The sequence below is a fragment of the Flammeovirga sp. SJP92 genome (assembly GCF_001583495.1).
Taxonomy (GTDB): domain Bacteria; phylum Bacteroidota; class Bacteroidia; order Cytophagales; family Flammeovirgaceae; genus Flammeovirga.
This window is the reverse complement of sequence record NZ_LQAQ01000015.1, coordinates 437,861-455,579: the sequence shown is the minus strand read 5'-3', so window position 1 is coordinate 455,579 and position 17,719 is coordinate 437,861. Positions and strand designations below refer to the sequence as shown.

16 protein-coding genes are annotated in these 17,719 nt (G+C 34.8%); 13 read left to right on the top strand and 3 right to left on the bottom strand.

The window, feature by feature from the left end:
• The first annotated feature begins 194 nt into the window (after nucleotides 1–194).
• The 7 genes from AVL50_RS03155 to AVL50_RS03125 all read left to right on the top strand — a co-directional run bounded on the left by AVL50_RS03155 (nucleotide 195) and on the right by AVL50_RS03125 (nucleotide 6,491).
• A complete protein-coding gene (locus AVL50_RS03155) occupies nucleotides 195–1,688 on the top strand; it encodes an NAD(P)/FAD-dependent oxidoreductase (protein WP_062615020.1) in 1,494 nt (497 codons plus the stop codon).
• Between the two features lie 147 nt (nucleotides 1,689–1,835).
• Entirely contained in the window at nucleotides 1,836–2,672 is an 837-nt protein-coding gene (locus AVL50_RS03150; RefSeq protein ID WP_062615019.1) for a phytoene/squalene synthase family protein, read from the top strand.
• Nucleotides 2,673–2,675: 3 nt separating this feature from the next.
• Nucleotides 2,676–3,212, top strand: a complete 537-nt coding sequence (idi, locus tag AVL50_RS03145) for an isopentenyl-diphosphate Delta-isomerase (protein WP_062615018.1) — start codon at nucleotides 2,676–2,678, stop codon at nucleotides 3,210–3,212.
• A gap of 10 nt (nucleotides 3,213–3,222) precedes the next feature.
• Nucleotides 3,223–4,677, top strand: a complete 1,455-nt coding sequence (locus AVL50_RS03140) for an NAD(P)/FAD-dependent oxidoreductase (RefSeq protein ID WP_062615017.1) — start codon at nucleotides 3,223–3,225, stop codon at nucleotides 4,675–4,677.
• Nucleotides 4,674–5,339, top strand: a complete 666-nt coding sequence (locus tag AVL50_RS03135) for a carotenoid biosynthesis protein (protein WP_062615016.1) — start codon at nucleotides 4,674–4,676, stop codon at nucleotides 5,337–5,339. Before AVL50_RS03140 ends, AVL50_RS03135 begins: the two co-directional genes overlap by 4 nt.
• Nucleotides 5,340–5,341: 2 nt before the next feature.
• The gene (locus tag AVL50_RS03130; protein ID WP_062615015.1) at nucleotides 5,342–5,824 is read left to right on the top strand and encodes a sterol desaturase family protein; all 483 of its coding nucleotides are present in this window, start codon (nucleotides 5,342–5,344) and stop codon (nucleotides 5,822–5,824) included.
• Nucleotides 5,808–6,491: a lycopene cyclase domain-containing protein gene (locus AVL50_RS03125; RefSeq protein ID WP_063850517.1), complete on the top strand. Its 684-nt coding sequence runs from the start codon at nucleotides 5,808–5,810 to the stop codon at nucleotides 6,489–6,491. The genes AVL50_RS03130 and AVL50_RS03125 overlap by 17 nt, the downstream gene beginning before the upstream one ends.
• Before the next feature lie 68 nt (nucleotides 6,492–6,559).
• Here the strand turns inward: AVL50_RS03125 and AVL50_RS03120 are convergent, their stop codons facing one another.
• Both AVL50_RS03120 and AVL50_RS03115 read right to left on the bottom strand, forming a co-directional pair.
• Nucleotides 6,560–7,867 (bottom strand): TRAP transporter large permease subunit, encoded by a 1,308-nt coding sequence (locus tag AVL50_RS03120; protein WP_062615013.1) that lies wholly within the window; start codon nucleotides 7,865–7,867, stop codon nucleotides 6,560–6,562.
• Between the two features lie 4 nt (nucleotides 7,868–7,871).
• Entirely contained in the window at nucleotides 7,872–8,372 is a 501-nt protein-coding gene (locus AVL50_RS03115) for a TRAP transporter small permease subunit (protein WP_062615012.1), read from the bottom strand.
• Nucleotides 8,373–8,619: 247 nt separating this feature from the next.
• On the opposite strand from AVL50_RS03115, the gene AVL50_RS03110 reads away from it, so the two are divergent.
• From AVL50_RS03110 to AVL50_RS03100, 3 genes are all read left to right on the top strand, one after another.
• A complete protein-coding gene (locus AVL50_RS03110) occupies nucleotides 8,620–9,348 on the top strand; it encodes an isoprenyl transferase (protein ID WP_062615011.1) in 729 nt (242 codons plus the stop codon).
• A gap of 38 nt (nucleotides 9,349–9,386) precedes the next feature.
• Nucleotides 9,387–11,924 (top strand): outer membrane protein assembly factor BamA, encoded by a 2,538-nt coding sequence (gene bamA / locus AVL50_RS03105; protein WP_082795633.1) that lies wholly within the window; start codon nucleotides 9,387–9,389, stop codon nucleotides 11,922–11,924.
• Between the two features lie 248 nt (nucleotides 11,925–12,172).
• Nucleotides 12,173–13,315, top strand: a complete 1,143-nt coding sequence (locus AVL50_RS03100; RefSeq protein WP_062615010.1) for an acyl-CoA dehydrogenase — start codon at nucleotides 12,173–12,175, stop codon at nucleotides 13,313–13,315.
• A 62-nt stretch (nucleotides 13,316–13,377) separates the two neighbouring features.
• On the opposite strand, the gene AVL50_RS03095 is transcribed toward AVL50_RS03100, so the two are convergent.
• Complete coding sequence (locus tag AVL50_RS03095) at nucleotides 13,378–15,198, bottom strand: glycosyltransferase (protein WP_062615009.1); 1,821 nt, start codon at nucleotides 15,196–15,198, stop codon at nucleotides 13,378–13,380.
• 241 nt (nucleotides 15,199–15,439) lie between these two features.
• Here AVL50_RS03095 and AVL50_RS03090 point away from each other — a divergent pair, with 241 nt between their 5' ends.
• The 3 genes from AVL50_RS03090 to AVL50_RS03080 all read left to right on the top strand — a co-directional run bounded on the left by AVL50_RS03090 (nucleotide 15,440) and on the right by AVL50_RS03080 (nucleotide 17,653).
• On the top strand, nucleotides 15,440–15,832 hold the full coding sequence (locus AVL50_RS03090) for a CesT family type III secretion system chaperone (RefSeq protein ID WP_062615008.1): 393 nt from the start codon (nucleotides 15,440–15,442) through the stop codon (nucleotides 15,830–15,832).
• A 10-nt stretch (nucleotides 15,833–15,842) separates the two neighbouring features.
• Complete coding sequence (locus tag AVL50_RS03085) at nucleotides 15,843–16,649, top strand: PspA/IM30 family protein (protein WP_062615007.1); 807 nt, start codon at nucleotides 15,843–15,845, stop codon at nucleotides 16,647–16,649.
• A gap of 299 nt (nucleotides 16,650–16,948) precedes the next feature.
• The gene (locus AVL50_RS03080; protein WP_062615006.1) at nucleotides 16,949–17,653 is read left to right on the top strand and encodes an SPOR domain-containing protein; all 705 of its coding nucleotides are present in this window, start codon (nucleotides 16,949–16,951) and stop codon (nucleotides 17,651–17,653) included.
• Nucleotides 17,654–17,719 lie beyond the last annotated feature (66 nt).

Genomic DNA, 17,719 nt, shown 5'->3' with positions numbered 1-17,719 from the left:
TGTTAAGAAAAGGTTCCAAATAAAGTGTTTGGAACCTTTTTTTGTTTAACGAAGACGGTATTTGTAATATATTATTTATAATTAGTTGAAATATAGGCTGAATGCTCATTTTTTTTGGATTACTTAAACAATTCCCGATCGTTTTTGTTTATATTCTTGTCTTAAATAGTTAAACAAAATACTTCAACTAAAATATGGCATCAATAGGTATAATAGGTTCAGGTTTTTCAGGTTTGTCAGCGGCAATTACTCTCGCTGATCAAGGGCATGAAGTGCATGTCTATGAAAAGAACGAACAGATTGGTGGTAGAGCTAGAACTAAGACGATTAATGACTTCACTTTTGATCTAGGACCATCATGGTATTGGATGCCTGATGTGTTCGAAAACTTTTTTGGGAAGTTTGGAAAAAAAGTGTCTGACTACTACGAATTAGAAAGATTAGATCCCTCATATAGAATTTATTGGTCAAGTACTGACTACACAGATATTCCTGCTGATGTAAATAAGCTTGGAGATCTGTTTGAAGAGTGGGAAACAGGTGCAAAGCAAAAACTTATGCAGTTTATGCATGAGGCTGAAATCAAATATCAGATTGGTATGAATGATTTCGTTCACCGCCCGTCTTACTCTATCATGGAATTTGCAGAGTGGCAGGTGATCAAAAATATTCCTAGACTTCATTTAATTTCTGATTTTGCGAGTTACATCAGAAAATACTTCAAGAATGAGAAAATTCTCAAAATTTTGGAATTCCCTGTTTTGTTCTTGGGTGATGTAGCCAAAAGAACACCAGCATTGTACAGTTTGATGAATTATGCGGATCTTAAACTAGGAACATGGTATCCTAAAGGAGGGTTGGGTATGGTCATTAAAGGATTTGAAAGTTTAGCCATTGAAAAGGGGGTGACATTTCATACTGCCACTCCAATTGATAAAGTAAATTGTGAAGGAAGAACTGTTATTTCAATGGAAAGTAATGGAAAAAACCTACAGCACGATGAATGGGTAGGAACTTGTGATTACAATTTCTTTGAGCAGAAGCTATTACCAAAACAGTATAGAAACTATACAAAGGAATATTGGGACAACCGAAAAATGGCACCTTCATGTCTGCTGTATTACATAGGATTGGATACAAAGTTTGACAATATTCATCATCATAATCTGTATTTTGATACGCCTTTTGAGCCACATGCAGAAGAAATTTATGATCATCCAGCTTGGCCTAAAAAACCTTTATTCTACATGTGTGCCCCTTCAGTAAGTGATAACACAATTTCACCTGAAGGAACAGAAAATTTAATGCTTCTTATTCCTGTAGCACCAGGTTTAGAAGACACTGAAGAAATTAAAGAGCACTACTTCAATGTGATTTGCGATCGATTAAAATCCTCAACAGGAATTGACATCCGTGAACACTTGATTGTGAAGGAAACATTTGCTCACAATGATTTTGTTGAAGCTTATAATGCCTTTAAAGGGAATGCTTATGGCCTTTCTAACGTTCTTAAACAAACGGCCTTTTTAAAACCATCAATCCGTTTTAAAAAACTGGACAATATTTTAATGGCAGGGCAGTTGACTGTTCCGGGCCCTGGTGTACCGCCTTCAATCATTTCAGGAGAATTAGTAGCTCGTGAAATACTAAAGAAAAAAGGATTGAAAGCACCAGAAAAAGTAGTTTAATGTATTCACTGATTTCCTTTACTTCTGCAAACTCATTTACACAGGTAAAAGAACATTTATATTTTTAATCTCATCTCCCAGTATTCATAATAACTTATTGATACACACTGAACAAAAATTACACTATAACTTGAAACACTTAATGTAATGAAAAAGATTTATGATGACCTTTCTTATAACTTATCGAAATCTCTAACGTTAAAGTATACTACGTCTTTTGCAATTGGAATTCGATTCTTGGCACCTTCACTTCGTCCTGCGATTTATGCAATTTATGGATTTGTGAGAGTGGCAGACGAAATTGTAGATTCCTTTCATGGATATGATAAGGAGCAATTGCTTGACGATTTTGAAAGAGATTGTTATAAAGCCATCGATGATAAAATTAGTATCAACCCTATATTGCATTGCTTTCAGGAAGTAGTGAATGAGTATGGTATTGAAAGAGAGTTGATTTCTTTATTTATCAGAAGTATGCGTATGGACCTGGATAAAACGGAATATTCTGAAGAGGAATATAAAAACTATATTCTAGGTTCTGCAGAAGTAGTGGGCTTAATGTGTTTGAGGGTTTTCTTAGAAGGTGATGAAGTAGAGTATAGAAGATTGGAGCCACTGGCCATGTCTTTAGGTTCTGCATTCCAGAAAATCAACTTCTTAAGAGACTTAAAAGCAGATGTACGTGATTTAGGTAGAGTTTATTTCCCTAACATTGATATATCGGTATTCAATGATGAGGTGAAAAAAGAAATTGAAGCTGACATTCAGAAAGACTTTGATCAAGGGTTTGAAGGAATAAAGCAATTGCCTAAAAAAGCAAGATTTGGAGTTTATTTAGCTTATATCTATTACACTAGGTTATTCAGCAAAGTGAAAAATGCTCCAGCAGAAACAATATTAAAAGAAAGGTTGAGAATTCCAGATCCAAAAAAATACATGATCCTTTGTCAATCTTATATTCGTCATCAGGTAAATATACTGTAAGCTATGGAGAGAAATGATGTAATACTAGTTGATAAAAATGATCAACAGGTTGGGGTAATGGAGAAGCTTCAGGCCCATGTAGAAGGAAAATTGCACAGAGCCTTTTCTGTCTTCATCTTTAATAATGAAGGTAAGCTTTTACTGCAGCAACGTGCATTGACAAAATATCACTCAGGTGGCCTATGGACCAACACTTGTTGTAGTCACCCCAAACCAGGAGAAGAGGTACATGATGGTGCAAATCGTCGCTTGGTGGAAGAAATGGGCTTTAGTACTGAAATAGAATGGGTAGATCATGTATTGTATAAAGCTGCTTTCGGAAATGGACTGATTGAGCATGAATACGATCATGTATTTGTAGGTTATTATGATGGTATCATTAAACCAAACCCAGAGGAAGTGGAAAGCATTAAGTGGATTGATATTGCTGATCTGGAAGCGTGGATGAAGAAAAAGCCTTCTGATTTTACCGCTTGGTTTGGTTTGTGTTTAGAAAAAGTAAAGTATTTTTTAGACGTAAAGAAACAAGCAATTGCATAACTAAAACTGAATGAAACAAGCTGTAATTATAGGAGGGGGAATAGCAGGTATTGCCTCCTCATTAAGACTTAATAAACTAGGCTATAATGTAACCCTTTTAGAAGCCTCTGATACACTGGGAGGAAAATTAAGGCAATTTGAAGCAGAAGGTTTTCGATTTGATCAAGGACCTTCACTTTTTACATTGCCTCATTTAGTAGAAGAACTTTTTTTATTGTATGGAAAAAAAGTCAAAGATTATTTTCAATATGAAGAATCAGAAATAGCCACTCAGTATTTTTTTTCAGATAAATCTATTTTTACAGCATATTCAGACCCTGAAAAATTTTCAAGTGAAGTATTAAAGAAATGGGATGTTGATGTCACTGATGTGCTTCATAATATCATTGATGACTACAACAAAACTTCACCAATATTTATAGAAAACAGTCTTACAAAAATATCTGATCTTCTGACTAAAGAGGTGTGGGTTGCTTTGCCAGTTTTGACTAGGATTGGTGTTTTTGAATCACTGCATCAATTCAATAAAAAACATTTCAAACATCCGCAATTGGTACAGTTGTTTGATCGATATGCAACGTATAACGGCTCAAATCCCTATCAAACTCCCTCAATAATGAGAGTTATCAGTGCACTTGAACATCAGGATGGTGTTTTTTTTCCTAAAAGGGGAATGCGCTCAATTGTTACTTCATTAGTGAAATTGGCAGAGGAGGAAGGAGTGAATTTTCTGAAAAATAGAAAGGTGGAAAGTATCAGTATCAGCAATAATAAGAGCATAAGAAGTGTCAAAACCAAAGATGAAATTTTTGAAGCTGACTTGGTAGTTTCTAATGTTGATGTCAACTTTTTTATTCCTAATATTCTTGATAAGAAAATAAGAGTACCAAAAGAAAAAGAGCTGTCATCATCAGCCATGGTTTTCTATTGGGGAGTGAACCACTCTTTCGATCAGCTTCATTTGCATAATATTTTCTTCTCTGAAGATTACCAAAAAGAATTTAAAGAGATTTTTGAGGAGTTTAAAATACCATCAGATCCAACAATTTATGTGCATATCAGTAGTAAAATCAATATCAATGATGCACCCGAAGGAAGTGAGAACTGGTTTGTAATGATCAACGTTCCTCCAAAACCAGAATTATTTACCAATGAAGTAATTCGGGGAATAGAGAAGAAAGTGATGTCAATTTTATCAAAACAATTGGATACAAACCTTGAGGAGTTGATTTCTTATTCTTCTTATTGGTCTCCAAAATTGATAGAGCAAGATACGCAAAGTTGGAAAGGTGCCCTTTATGGACTCAACAGTAATAAGCTGAATAGTGCCTTTTATCGCCAAAGAAATAAATCAAAAGATATTGATAATTTGTATTTTGTAGGAGGAAGTGTTCATCCAGGTGGAGGTATTCCATTATGCTTGAACAGTGCAAAAATAGTAGAAGAACTAATCACAAACCAATGAAATCAACCTTATTTATATCGACTGCAAAATCCTTCTCAACGGAAAAATGGGTGAAAATATTCTTATTCATTTTTTATGCTGTAGGTTGTGTAGCGGCCTTTTTTCCGCTCAATCAACTCATTCTTCCTTTTACACCTTTTTTACTTTTTACCACATTTCTTGTCTTACTTTACTTTGAAGATCAAAAGACCACAAAGTTAAAGATATGGTATGCTTTTGTATTTGTGGGAAGTTTCTTAGTAGAATGGGTTGGAGTACATAAAGGTTTTTTATTTGGTGAATATGTCTATTTGGAGAATTTAGGTTTTAAATTAGACGGAGTTCCATTATTAATTGCTATTAATTGGTTGATTTTAGCAGTGGCAGGTGTTACATTTAGCAAGAAAATAAAACTCAATATCTATTTTAAGTCAATCATTGCCGCAGCGCTTGTAGTATTGCTTGATGTTTTGATTGAGAGAGTTTGTGAACCTTTAGGTTTTTGGAAGTGGAGTGGAGGAATGCCCCCGTTGAAAAACTATATCAGCTGGTGGTTTTTTATGTCGTTGTTTATTTTTTTACGATTGAAATTTTTAAGGTCTAATAATTCAATTTCAGTCTATATTTATATCTTATTTTTCACTTATTTTATATTCCAAAACTTAGCGCTTATCCAACTTTAATTATGATTTTGAATATTCTAATAGTACTAGTGACGTTCTTATTTATGGAATTCACAGCATGGGCAGCACATAAATATGTGATGCACGGTTTTTTATGGAGTTTGCACCAGGATCATCATGAACCTCACAAGTCATTCTTTGAGAAAAACGATTTATTTTTCTTGATTTTTGCCATACCGTCTTGGTTGGGCATTATGTTGGGTATGATGTATAATCATTATGTGTTTGTATGGATAGGAGCAGGAATCGCTTTGTATGGTCTGTGTTATTTTCTAACACATGATGTATTAATTCATAGAAGATTTAAATGGTTTGACAATACAAACAATAGGTATTTCAGAGCGATTAGAAAAGCACATAAAGTTCATCATAAAAAATTGACAAAAGAAGACGGTGAATGTTTTGGTATGTTGATCGTTCCTCTTAAATTTTGGAAAGAAGCAAAAAGTATTAAACAAAAAAAGAAGAATGCCAGCACTGTCTGATATCTATTTGATCATAAATATTTTGGCCCTCATGGGGCCTTTACTATTAAGCTTTGACAAAAAAGTAGCTTTTTATAAGAGTTGGATAAGATTTGTTCCCGCGTTTTTTACAATGGGAGCTGTGTACCTTCCATGGGATATCATTTTCACTTATATGATGTATTGGGGTTTTAATCCTGATTATTTAGTAGGGCTCACCATTTTTTATCTTCCAATTGAGGAATGGATGTTTTTCTTTATTATCCCTTACTGCTTTTTGTTCATTTATGAATGCGTTATTGCTTATTTCCCGAGTACGTTGAAGAAAACATACCTTCCAGCCTACTTTTTTATTGGAGTAGCCATTTCACAAGCTTATTATGGAGGAATTTATTCTACTACTAATTTTTATGTCGTTTGTATAGCATTGGTAGTAGTGTATAAATTTCTTAATCAAGCTTTCTGGTGGTCTTATTTGATCACGTTATTTCCATTTCTGATTTTTAATGGAATCCTAACAGGATCATTTACGCCTGATCCAATTGTTTGGTACAACAGTGAGGTATTTTCCAATGTCAGAATCTTTACCATTCCAGCTGAAGATTTTGTTTATCTTTTAGGAATGATGTTGCTCTGTTTTAGAGGTTGGAATATGCGATTGTATCCTTCAGATTATGAAAAAGAATAAATAGAGAGGTAGTTTTTAGTGTATGAAAGACTAGAAACTATCTCTTTTCTTTTGTTACAATATTATTTCTATTCCATAATGGCAGGTAGGAATGTGACAAGTTTCGGAAAGCTTATTATTAAAACAATCAATAATAGTTGGATACATATATAAGGAATGATGCCTTTGTAAATTTGACTAGTTTTAATGCTTTTAGGAGCAACACCTTTGAGATAGAATAATGAAAAACCGAAAGGTGGAGTTAAAAATGAGGTTTGAAGATTAAGAGAAACCAAAATGGCTACCCAAAGTAAATCAAGCCCATATAAAGCAAAAATTGGAGTCACTACAGGCATGAAAATGAAAATGATTTCGATGAAATCAATAAAGAAGCCTGCAAGGAAAATTCCAAACAATACTAAGGCCAAAAACATATAGGGAGAAAGGTCTGAACTTTGAATAAATTCGACCAAAATTTCATCACCTCCTAATCCTCTAAAAACCAATCCAAAAGCAGTAGCACCTACAAGAATCATAAATACCATGCTGGTCAGAGATCCACTTTCAAGAGCTGATTCTTTGACTGCTGTCCAAGTTAATTTTTTCTCTAAAGCTGTCAATAGAGTAGCTGCTAAAGCTCCAACTCCAGCCGCTTCAGTAGGAGAAGCAATTCCCATAAATATGGAGCCAAGAACAGCAATGATCAGAACAAAAGGTAAAACAAACGTTTTCAATAAAGAAGTAAAGCTTAACGATTGCTTAAATTCATCGATCTCCTTTTTGGATATGGCAGGAACTTTTTCAGGGTTTAAACTTGCATAGATATAAACATATATAATATAGAAAGTCACTAGAAGCATTCCTGGGATAACAGCTGCAACAAATAAATCTCCGATGGAAATATTCATGACACTTCCCATTAAAATAAGTACAATACTTGGAGGGATAATTTGTCCTAATGTTCCACTTGCTGCTATAATACCTGTTGAATATTCGGCTGAATAACCTCTTTTAAGCATACTTGGTAAACTCATCAATCCCATTGTCACTACTGTAGCTCCAACAATACCAGTAGAAGCCGCTAACATTGCTCCAACAATTGCCACCGAAATTGCTAATCCCCCTTTAACTTTTCCAAGTAAAATAGCCATGGTATTCAAGAGCCGGCTCGCAATACCTGATTTTTCGAGCATCACACCCATATAAACAAAAAGAGGAACAGAAATGAGTATTTGGTTACTCATAGTACCGAAGATGCGCAGTGGAAGTAAATAAAATAAATCGACTCCAAAAGTAAAGTAGCCAAAAATCAAAGAAACTCCTGCTAAAGTAAATGCAACAGGATAGCCAAGTAGTAATGCCCCAAAAAGGCAAATGAATAATAGTGCGAGAAGCATGTTGTTATTGTATAGTTTTTAAAGAATACAGTCCCTCAATTGTATTGCCAATGCCTTGAAGTAATAATAAAATCATACTAATTGGAATAGTAGCTTTGATAATAAAACGATAGGGTAGACCGCTTGGATCAGTGGAGTGCTCCATTATTTTATAAGAGTTGATAATGTAAGGGAGACTTGCATCAATGATCAGCAGACAAAATGGAGTTAGGAAAAAGAAAAAACCAAACGTATTGATGTAGACCTTTGAGCGTGGAGAGAGTTTTGAATAGAAAGCGTCCACTCTCACATGTTTGTCCTGACGTAAAGTATTTCCTGCATTCAATAGAAAAATACAGGCAAACAAGTGCCACTCCATTTCTGCGATCGAGGCAGAGGTCACATTAAAAAAGTAACGCATTAAAACATCGAAACAAACGATGATAATGAGAAGTAGAGAGAAATAAGAGACAAAATTTCCTATTTTTTTATTAACTAAGTTTAATTTGCTAGAAAATCTATTCATAGAGCATTTGTTGTGTTAAAAAATAGTATCTCATTGATACTGTGTACACAGCGTAAAATAGTTTATCGTATGTAGAATGTTAACTTGTGTAAAAATACATTATTCTTATAAATATGTACTATTAGTTTTCATTTCAAAACTGTTTTTTGTTGTTATCTGCTCTATTTATCTTTAATTTCGCCCTTCAGCAAAGTAATATTATTAAATTGGATTACTGAGCTAAGTTTTGTTTTAGACAATTTTTAGAATGGATTACACGTTAGATAAGGCGAATGTACCTAATCACATTGCTATTATTATGGATGGTAATGGACGTTGGGCTAAAGGGAAAGGTGCAAAGCGAATCTTTGGACACAACAATGCTATTAAAGCAGTACGTGAAGCAACAGAGGGATGTGCTGAATTGGGAGTAGATTATTTAACTCTATATGCTTTTTCTACTGAAAATTGGAATAGGCCAAAAGCCGAAGTTTTAGGACTGATGAAATTGTTGGTTTCAACGATCCGCTCTGAAACAAAAACATTGATGAAGAACAATGTTCGCTTGAAAGCAATTGGTGATTTAGAACAATTGCCAAGAGATTGTCAGAAAGAATTAGATGAGTCAATACAACTAACCAAAGAGAATACGGGTCTAACATTAGTGTTGGCACTTAGCTATAGTGGTAGATGGGATTTGATTCAAGCTACGGAGAAGATGTGTCAAGCATTTAAGTTGGGAGAAATTGATGCTGTAAATGAAGATACCATCAAGAATTATTTGTCTACAGCTGATATGCCTGATCCAGAACTTCTCATTCGTACTAGTGGCGAACATAGAGTGAGTAACTTCCTATTATGGGAAATTGCTTATACTGAATTATTTTTTACTAATGTACTTTGGCCTGACTTTAGGAAGAATAACCTCCACGAAGCAATTTTTTCTTACCAAGGACGTGAAAGACGTTATGGTAAAACAAGTGAACAACTTTCATAAAGATCAAGGACAATATTAAAAGAGATCAAGCAAAACGCATGATATCAACTAAAAAAGCAGTGTATACACTGTTAACGTTCATCTCAATTTGGACATTCGCAATAACTACAACTTATGCTCAGTTTGGTACAAACTATGGTTCACAGAGTGGTAAGTACAAGGTAGACTATGGTACCCCTGTAGAATATACAATTGCAGGTATTGACGTTGTTGGTGCAGATTTTAATGATAAAAATGCATTAATCAATATCGCTGGATTTAAGGTAGGGGAGAAAATTAAAATCCCTGGTGATGCTATCAGTAAAGCCGTGAAGAAGCTTTGGAGATTAGGTATTGTTGGTGATGTTCAAATTAACGTTACGGAGATTCAAGGAAATGATGTTTACCTTCAAATAGCCTTGAAAGAAAGACCTAAGTTATCAAAGTTCTATTTTGAAGGGGTCAAAAAAGGACAAGCTAAAACACTTACTGACAAAGTACAGTTAGTGAGAGGCCGTATTGTAACGGAATCGATGATCCGTAATACTCAAAACCTGATTAAAGAGCATTATGCTGAAAAAGGTTTTAAAAATACGGAAGTGAAGATTGTCCGTGAGAAAGATCCTGTTTTAGCCAATTCTGTGATTCTTAGAATTGATGTTAACAAAAACAGCAAGGTGAAAATCGAAGAGCTGAAGTTGGCGGGCGTTGAAGAGTTAACAGAGAAGAAAGTGAAGCGAAAGCTGAAGAAAACGAAAGAAAAACGTTTTGGTAGAATCTTTACTCCTTCAAAGTTTATTGCAGAAGAATATAAGAATGATAAAAAATCATTGATCGAATACTATAATGAGGAAGGTTTCCGTGATGCTGAAATCGTTAGAGATTCTGTTTATGATGTCACTGATAAATTGGTGAATGTTGAAATTGATATGTATGAAGGTAAACGTTACTATTACAGAAGTATCAATTGGACAGGTAACTATAAGTATACAGATGAGCAACTTGGTAGAGTATTAGGTATTTCTCCAGGTGATGTTTATAACACTACAGAATTGAATAAGCGTTTGTCATTCAACCCTAATGGAGCAGATATTTCAGCTCTATATATGGATGATGGTTATTTATTCTTCAATGTTACTCCAGTAGAAGTATTGGTTGTAGGTGACTCTGTAGATATTGAAATGAGAGTTTTTGAAGGTGAACAAGCTTATATTTCTAAGATTATTGTAAACGGTAACACTAAAACTTCAGATCACGTAGTTTATCGTGAAATCAGAACCTTGCCAGGTCAGAAGTTTAGCCGTGCAGACTTGATCAGAACGCAACGTGAACTTTCAACTTTAGGATATTTTGATCCAGAAACGATTGATATTCAACCAAAGCCAAATATGTCAAATGGTACAGTGGATATTCAATATGGATTAACTGAAAAAGCCAATGACCAGATTGAACTTTCAGGTGGTTGGGGTGGTTTCTACGGTTTTGTTGGTACTGTGGGCCTAGTTTTCAACAACTTCTCACTTAGAAACGTAGGAGATTTTTCTAAATGGAGACCTTTACCATCAGGTGACGGACAAAGATTACAATTGAGAGTACAAGCTTCTGGTATTCAGTATCAGACTTACTCAGTTTCATTTACTGAACCTTGGCTAGGTGGTAGAAAGCCAAACTCATTGACAGTAAGTTATAACTATTCGAATCAAAACTCTTATAGTGGTAACACAAAAATTGGTAGTTTAGGTATTAATGCAGCAACAGTAGCCCTAGGTCGTCGTTTAAAATGGCCTGATGACTGGTTTACAATGTCCAATTCATTATCATTTATGGTGTATGACTTGAACAACTGGTTTGCTACAGGTTTTGGTGATTATAACAATGGTAAGTCATATAACTTTACATTTAATACTACCATTTCACGAAATAGTATTGACCAGCCTACCTATCCGCGTAGAGGATCACAGGTTTCATTGAGTATCAGTTTAACTCCTCCTTATTCATTATTCCAGGATAAAGATTTCTCTTCTTCTGAAATCAGTGATGAAGATAGATATAGATGGGTGGAATACAATAAGTGGATGTTTGATAATGCATGGTACCAAGCAATCATTGGTGACCTAGTATTAGCAACTAGAGCTCACATGGGTTTCTTGAATGCATATAATGAAGATAAAGGATTAGGTCCATTTGAACGTTTCATTATGGGTGGTGATGGTTTAACTCAACAATTTGCCTTACTTGGTACGGAGACAATTGGTTTAAGAGGTTATCAAAACAACTCCATTGTTCCTTATGAGACAAATGGTTTAGGTGGTGTTGTTTATAATAAATTCGTAATGGAATTAAGATACCCAGTTTCATTGAATCCATCAGCAACAATTTATGTTCTCGGATTTATGGAAGGCGGTAATAACTGGGCTTCATTTGATGAGTTCAACCCATTTGATTTATATAAATCAGCAGGTTTCGGTGCTCGTATCTTCATGCCAGCATTTGGTATGTTAGGTATTGACTGGGCTTATGGTTTCGATGCACCTCCAGGTCAGAGAGATATCAGTGGTAGCCAATTCCACTTTACAATTGGTCAACAGCTTAGATAATAAGATATTAATTATAATAGATGAAAGCCTCTCGGATACGGGAGGCTTTTTTTGTACATTTTAATGATAATGCATTGGATTAAAATGTTGTCATAATTGTACAATTCTAATGTGATGCTACCTATTCTCGTTGTTTTTTAATATTGAAACGTTTATTCCACACTTAAAAGCTTTTTCTTTAGACGAAGCTTTGTATATTTGAGCAAACATTCACAATAAACACAACCTAAATTTACCAATTTACACACATGAATTTTAAACTAACAGAAGAGCAGCAAGCGGTTAAAGACGCTGCTCGTGATTTCGCTCAGGCTGAATTGTTGGAAGGAGTAATTGAAAGGGATACTGAGCAAAGGTTCCCAGCACAACAGGTTCGTCAAATGGGAGAATTGGGTTTTATGTCCATGATGGTAGACCCAAAATACGGTGGAGGCGGAATGGATACAATCTCTTATGTATTGGCAATGGAAGAAATCTCGAAAATTGATGCATCAGCCTCAGTTTCCATGTCTGTCAATAACTCATTGGTATGTTGGGGCTTGGAAAAGTTTGGTTCAGAAGAACAAAAACAGAAATATTTGCCAAGACTTTGTTCAGGAGAAGCTATAGGAGCGTTTTGTTTATCTGAGCCAGAAGCTGGAAGTGACGCTACTTCTCAGGTAACCGAAGCTATTGATCAAGGGGATCATTATCTATTGAATGGTACTAAGAACTGGATTACTAATGGTAATTCTGCTTCAATATACTTGGTGATAGCACAAACAGACCGTGAGAAAGGACACAGAGGAATCAATTGCCTTATTGTAGAGAAGGGTATGGATGGTTTTGTAGTTGGCAAAAAAGAAGATAAATTAGGTATCAGAGGTTCAGATACTCACATGCTAAGTTTCACTGATGTGAAAGTTCCTAAAGAAAATAGAATAGGCGAAGATGGCTTTGGTTTTAAATTCGCGATGGGAACACTTAATGGAGGTAGAATCGGTATTGCAGCTCAAGCGTTAGGCATTGCAGCAGGAGCATATGAGTTAGCATTGAAATATTCAAAGGAGAGAAAAACGTTTGGGAAGCCAATTAGCGAACATCAGGCAATCGCGTTTAAGTTGGCTGATATGGCAACCAAAATTGAAGCAGCAAGGCACTTAGTTTACAAAGCAGCTTGGTTAAAAGATCAAGGAGAAGATTACAGTGAAGCTTCAGCGATGGCAAAATTATATGCCTCAGAAGTAGCAATGGATGTAACTGTAGAAGCTGTTCAAATACATGGGGGATATGGATATGTGAAAGAATATCATGTAGAGCGATTAATGCGTGATGCCAAGATTACACAAATCTATGAAGGAACATCTGAAATTCAGAAAATTGTAATTTCAAGAAGCATTTTAAAAGACTAATAAAAAAAGAAAGCCGGTCAGTTACGCTGACCGGCTTATATATTTAAAAAGCATTATAAAAACTAACGCTCAAGTGTAATCTGATATGCTTTAATATAATAATCGTATAAAGCATCCCAGTCAAAGTGAATTGAACTTTGCTCAACAGCACTTCTCTGAGAAATTCTATCTCTCCTTTCGGTTGTCACAAAATCATACATGAAATTGGCTAACTCTTCAGCAGAATGGGAATAATCACTATGCTTTCTGTGGATCACTTCAATGCCATCTACTCTCGTTCTCTTCAAATCGTTAATCACAAAGTCACCAAATCCGGCTAAATCTGAAGTTACAGCAGGAATACCTCTTGCTACACATTCCATTGGTGTATACCCCCAAGGCTCATAATAAGAAGGGAAAACACCTAAATGGCACCCTCTTACGAAGTCATCATAGTCAATACCAAAAAGAGGGTTCATTGAAGATACAAAATCAGGGTGGTAAACGAGTTTTACTCTATCACCTTCAAAGTTCAATAAACCAGAAGAGCGTGCAAAGTTCAAAATGTCATCTTTGCTGTCGTCTTGTAGGTTATGCGTAGTAATGAAAGGTAAACGGTCTGTTTTCCATGACTGAACTGTTCTTCTTAATTGAAGTCTTAAACTTTCAGGAATAAGGTCTTCAATAGAAGGAGTAGAGTACGTATCACCTTTAGAAGCCATATAGAATAATCTTTCACCTACAGAGCGTTCCATAGCGTCACAAATTTTTCTAATTTCTCCTAATACCGCTCTTGATTCTAATTCAATAGGGTTGATGGAGTTGTATTCTTTCTTTGTGATGAAGAAAGTAACGACTGTTTTATTGATATTATTGACGCGGAGTTTATGATTTAAACGAGCTAATGCTTCTAATGTTAAATCAAAACCTTTGTTCTTAAATTCGTATCTGCCAGAAGTAAAGAAGTATAAAGTATTGTCAAGATCGAAAGAGTAAGATTGGAAAAAATGTCCCATTACAAACTCATGAATCTTTTCTTTATAAATCTGATGTAAATTTTGAGATTCGTGTAAAGCTTCAAAGCGGTTGATGTTGATACCATTTGGTACAATTGCATCAATGTCTCTGCCTAACAGGTATTTACACTCAACGGCGGTTAGTCTACTTACAGTACTGAACGTGTGAGCACCGTGTGCAGCAGCTCTTTCAATAGCTACTTGAGGGAGAATATTGAAATGTGTTGCTTCTTTTTCCCATTCATATACACCCTTTTCTAAGTTATCATAGAAGCTAGGGTCATTCATTGCTAGATATCTACCTAATAACGTTGCATGGGTTGTAAATACACATTTGATATCTAAATTTCTTCTTCTGATTTCAGGAATTGGGATACCTGCCATCCACTCGTGCATATGAGCGATGACTTTTTGTTGATGTTGGTTTTGCTCGTGTAGTTCCTGGAAGAAGTCAGTGATTTGGCTTGCCAGCATAATCGTTTGATCAAAAAGATCGTTGCCATCAAAAGAAGGAATATTGTGACTTTCCCAATTTGATTTTTTTATGTCTGTAAGTTTCCAAGCTTCCATGTGAGGATTGAAAAGAACGACTCTTGGGCGACCTGAAACTAACCATCTTCCATAATTTACTTCATATCCACGGGCTCTCAATGAACGTACGGTTCTAGAAACTAAGTCATTTCCTTCATCTGAGATTGGTTCAAAAATCGCGGATACATTGCTGTTTACATAAGGACCGATCAAACAATAGTTATCATCTCCAAAAGAAGAGAGAACGTTTAATATTTTTGACTTGATTACTGTATAGATCCCGCCTACTTGGTTACACACTTCCCAAGCTCCTTCAATTAAAAGGGGGGAGTCTTTAAGATGATTATTTTTTGGCATATAGAATTTGGTAGTTTATTTTATCATTGAAATTTGCTTCAACCGATTGCACCAAATATACTATTCCTTTTTCTAAAAATTTTTCATTGCTGATAAAAAATATCCAAAAAAATATTTTTTTATTGATAACGTGCTTTTTATATCGATTTTTTATTAAATATTAATTATTTCTACTCTTTTTAGTATCTAAATTCTAGTTATATTCGTATTATCAGTTATTAATAAATTAAATTACAATACAATGAGTTACTTTGAAAAAGTAAAGGGCTATTTGCTAAACCTCGGATACGACATAAAAAGTGAAGACCTAGAGGAGGAACTTTTTATTGTTTCTGACGAAGAAGAGGGGCTGATTAATGTTATTGTGGACTGTGAGGACCCAATCCTAATTGTAGAAATGCACATCTTGGATATCAACAACAACGACCCAGAATTCTACAGAACTTTACTTGAAAAAAACCGTACTAGTGTACATGGAGCATTTGTAATTGATGCTGAAGGTAATAGAGTGTTATTCAGAGATACACTTGAGCTGGAAAACTTGGATGAAAATGAAATTGAAGGAACGCTGAATGCATTCAAATTGATGATCAGTGAGAACTACGATTTATTATTAAATTACGCACAAAACTAAACAAAAAAATATGTCATTCTTTAAGAGAATTTTCGGGTGGATGTCAGCAGAATCTCATGCTGTCATGGATAATTTGGAGGATCCTATCAAAATGACGGATCAGGGTATACGTGAATTGAAAGGTGATTTAGATAAAAGTTTACAAGGTTTAGCTCAGGTAAAAGCAATTTCTATTAGAACTAGAAAAGAGTATGAGCAACATAAACAAGCGGCAGCAGATTGGGAAAGAAAAGCAGTTTTGCTGTTGCAGAAAGCAAACACAGGTCAATTGGACGTTGCTGAAGCAGACCGTCTAGCTACAGAGGCATTGAGTAAAAAAGAACAAGCTGTTGCGGCTGCTCAAACGCACGAGAAAATGGTTGTTCAAAATGAGGCTCAAGTCACTAAAATGGAGCAAAATGTACAACGTTTGAAATCTCAAATTTCACAATGGGAGAATGAAGCGAAGACATTGAAAGCAAGAGCAAAAGTGAGTGAAGCTTCTTCTAAAATCAATAAGCAGCTGGCAAGTATTGATTCTAGCAGCACTGTTGCAATGTTAGAAAGAATGAAGAACAAGGTGGAAGAAACTGAAGCTTTAGCAGAATCATATGGTGATATTGCAGACGCTAATGTTTCTGTTGATGAGGAAATCAATAAAGCAATTGGTCCTGGTAGTGGAACTTCTTCTTTAGCATTAGAACAATTGAAAGAAAAAATGAGACTAGGTGATGGAAGTGCTTCTACTGGTAACACAGCGTCATCAGAAGGTGCATCAGCTCCTCAAGAAGAGTCAGAATTGGATAAATTAAAAAATCAATTGAAGAATAATCAGTAATATTTATTTCTTCATAATTGTAGTACAAATATCCAAGCTCATTTTATAATACATGATTTACTTTAAATAGTTATATTTTGTATTATAAGATGAGTTTTTTTTATGTCTCACTAATTATTTTTTGTACTAAAAATGGAAATTTGAGCATGATTCATTAGTTTTATAATAAGAATTGGAATTGTATCACTACTATTGATTTCGGATTAGTTTTTTGAACTAATTTTCATTGATAATGTAATACAATTTAAAATATAATTTAAAATTACAATTTTATTCTCCTGAAACGATCCTTGGATATAATGAAAAATCAAATCTTACCTATTGCGCTTATTATTTTTTCATTCATGTTAGCGCCGGATTCTTTTGCTCAAAGTAAGAAAAAGTTGAAGCAAATGAATGCTCAGTTAACTACTGAAAATACAGAATTAAGAAAAAGCAAAACAGAACTAGAGAAGAAATCGAATTCATTGCAAGCAATGAACGATCAAATGAAATATGAGGTAGAAGGTTTAAAAGCTGATATTAATTCTCTTCAACAGAAAAATGAAGCATTGCAAAATGAGGTAAATGCATTATCTGAGTCTAATGAGGCGTATGAAGAAAAATTAGAATCATATTCAACTTCTGGGAGTGGCGGAAACGTTGCTACAGCTGGGAACAACATGCCTGCTAATTCTTCACAATGTTCAAGCCGTCAAGGTAAATTACAAAACAACCGTACTTACTTTGTGGACTTAAGTAGCCAAATTATCTCACATGGTTGGGGAGTTCAAGTTTACTCAACTGCTAACCTATGTGATGCACAAGGTTATGCAGAGAAGTTTGAAGCTCACTACAAAATGTGGAAGACTTATGTAAAAGTAACGGAGCAAAATGGTAAGCAAGTGTATAGTGTTGTGTACGGATCATTGAAGTACCAAGATCAAGCAAAAGTTTACTTAGAAAACTTTAAGAAGATTGGAAGAAACCAAGACGAGCAAAATGCTACTTTGGTACAACACTAAGAAAATATTCTCTTATAATATGGAAAAGGAGGCAACTGCCTCCTTTTTTTTGAATCTATTATTTTT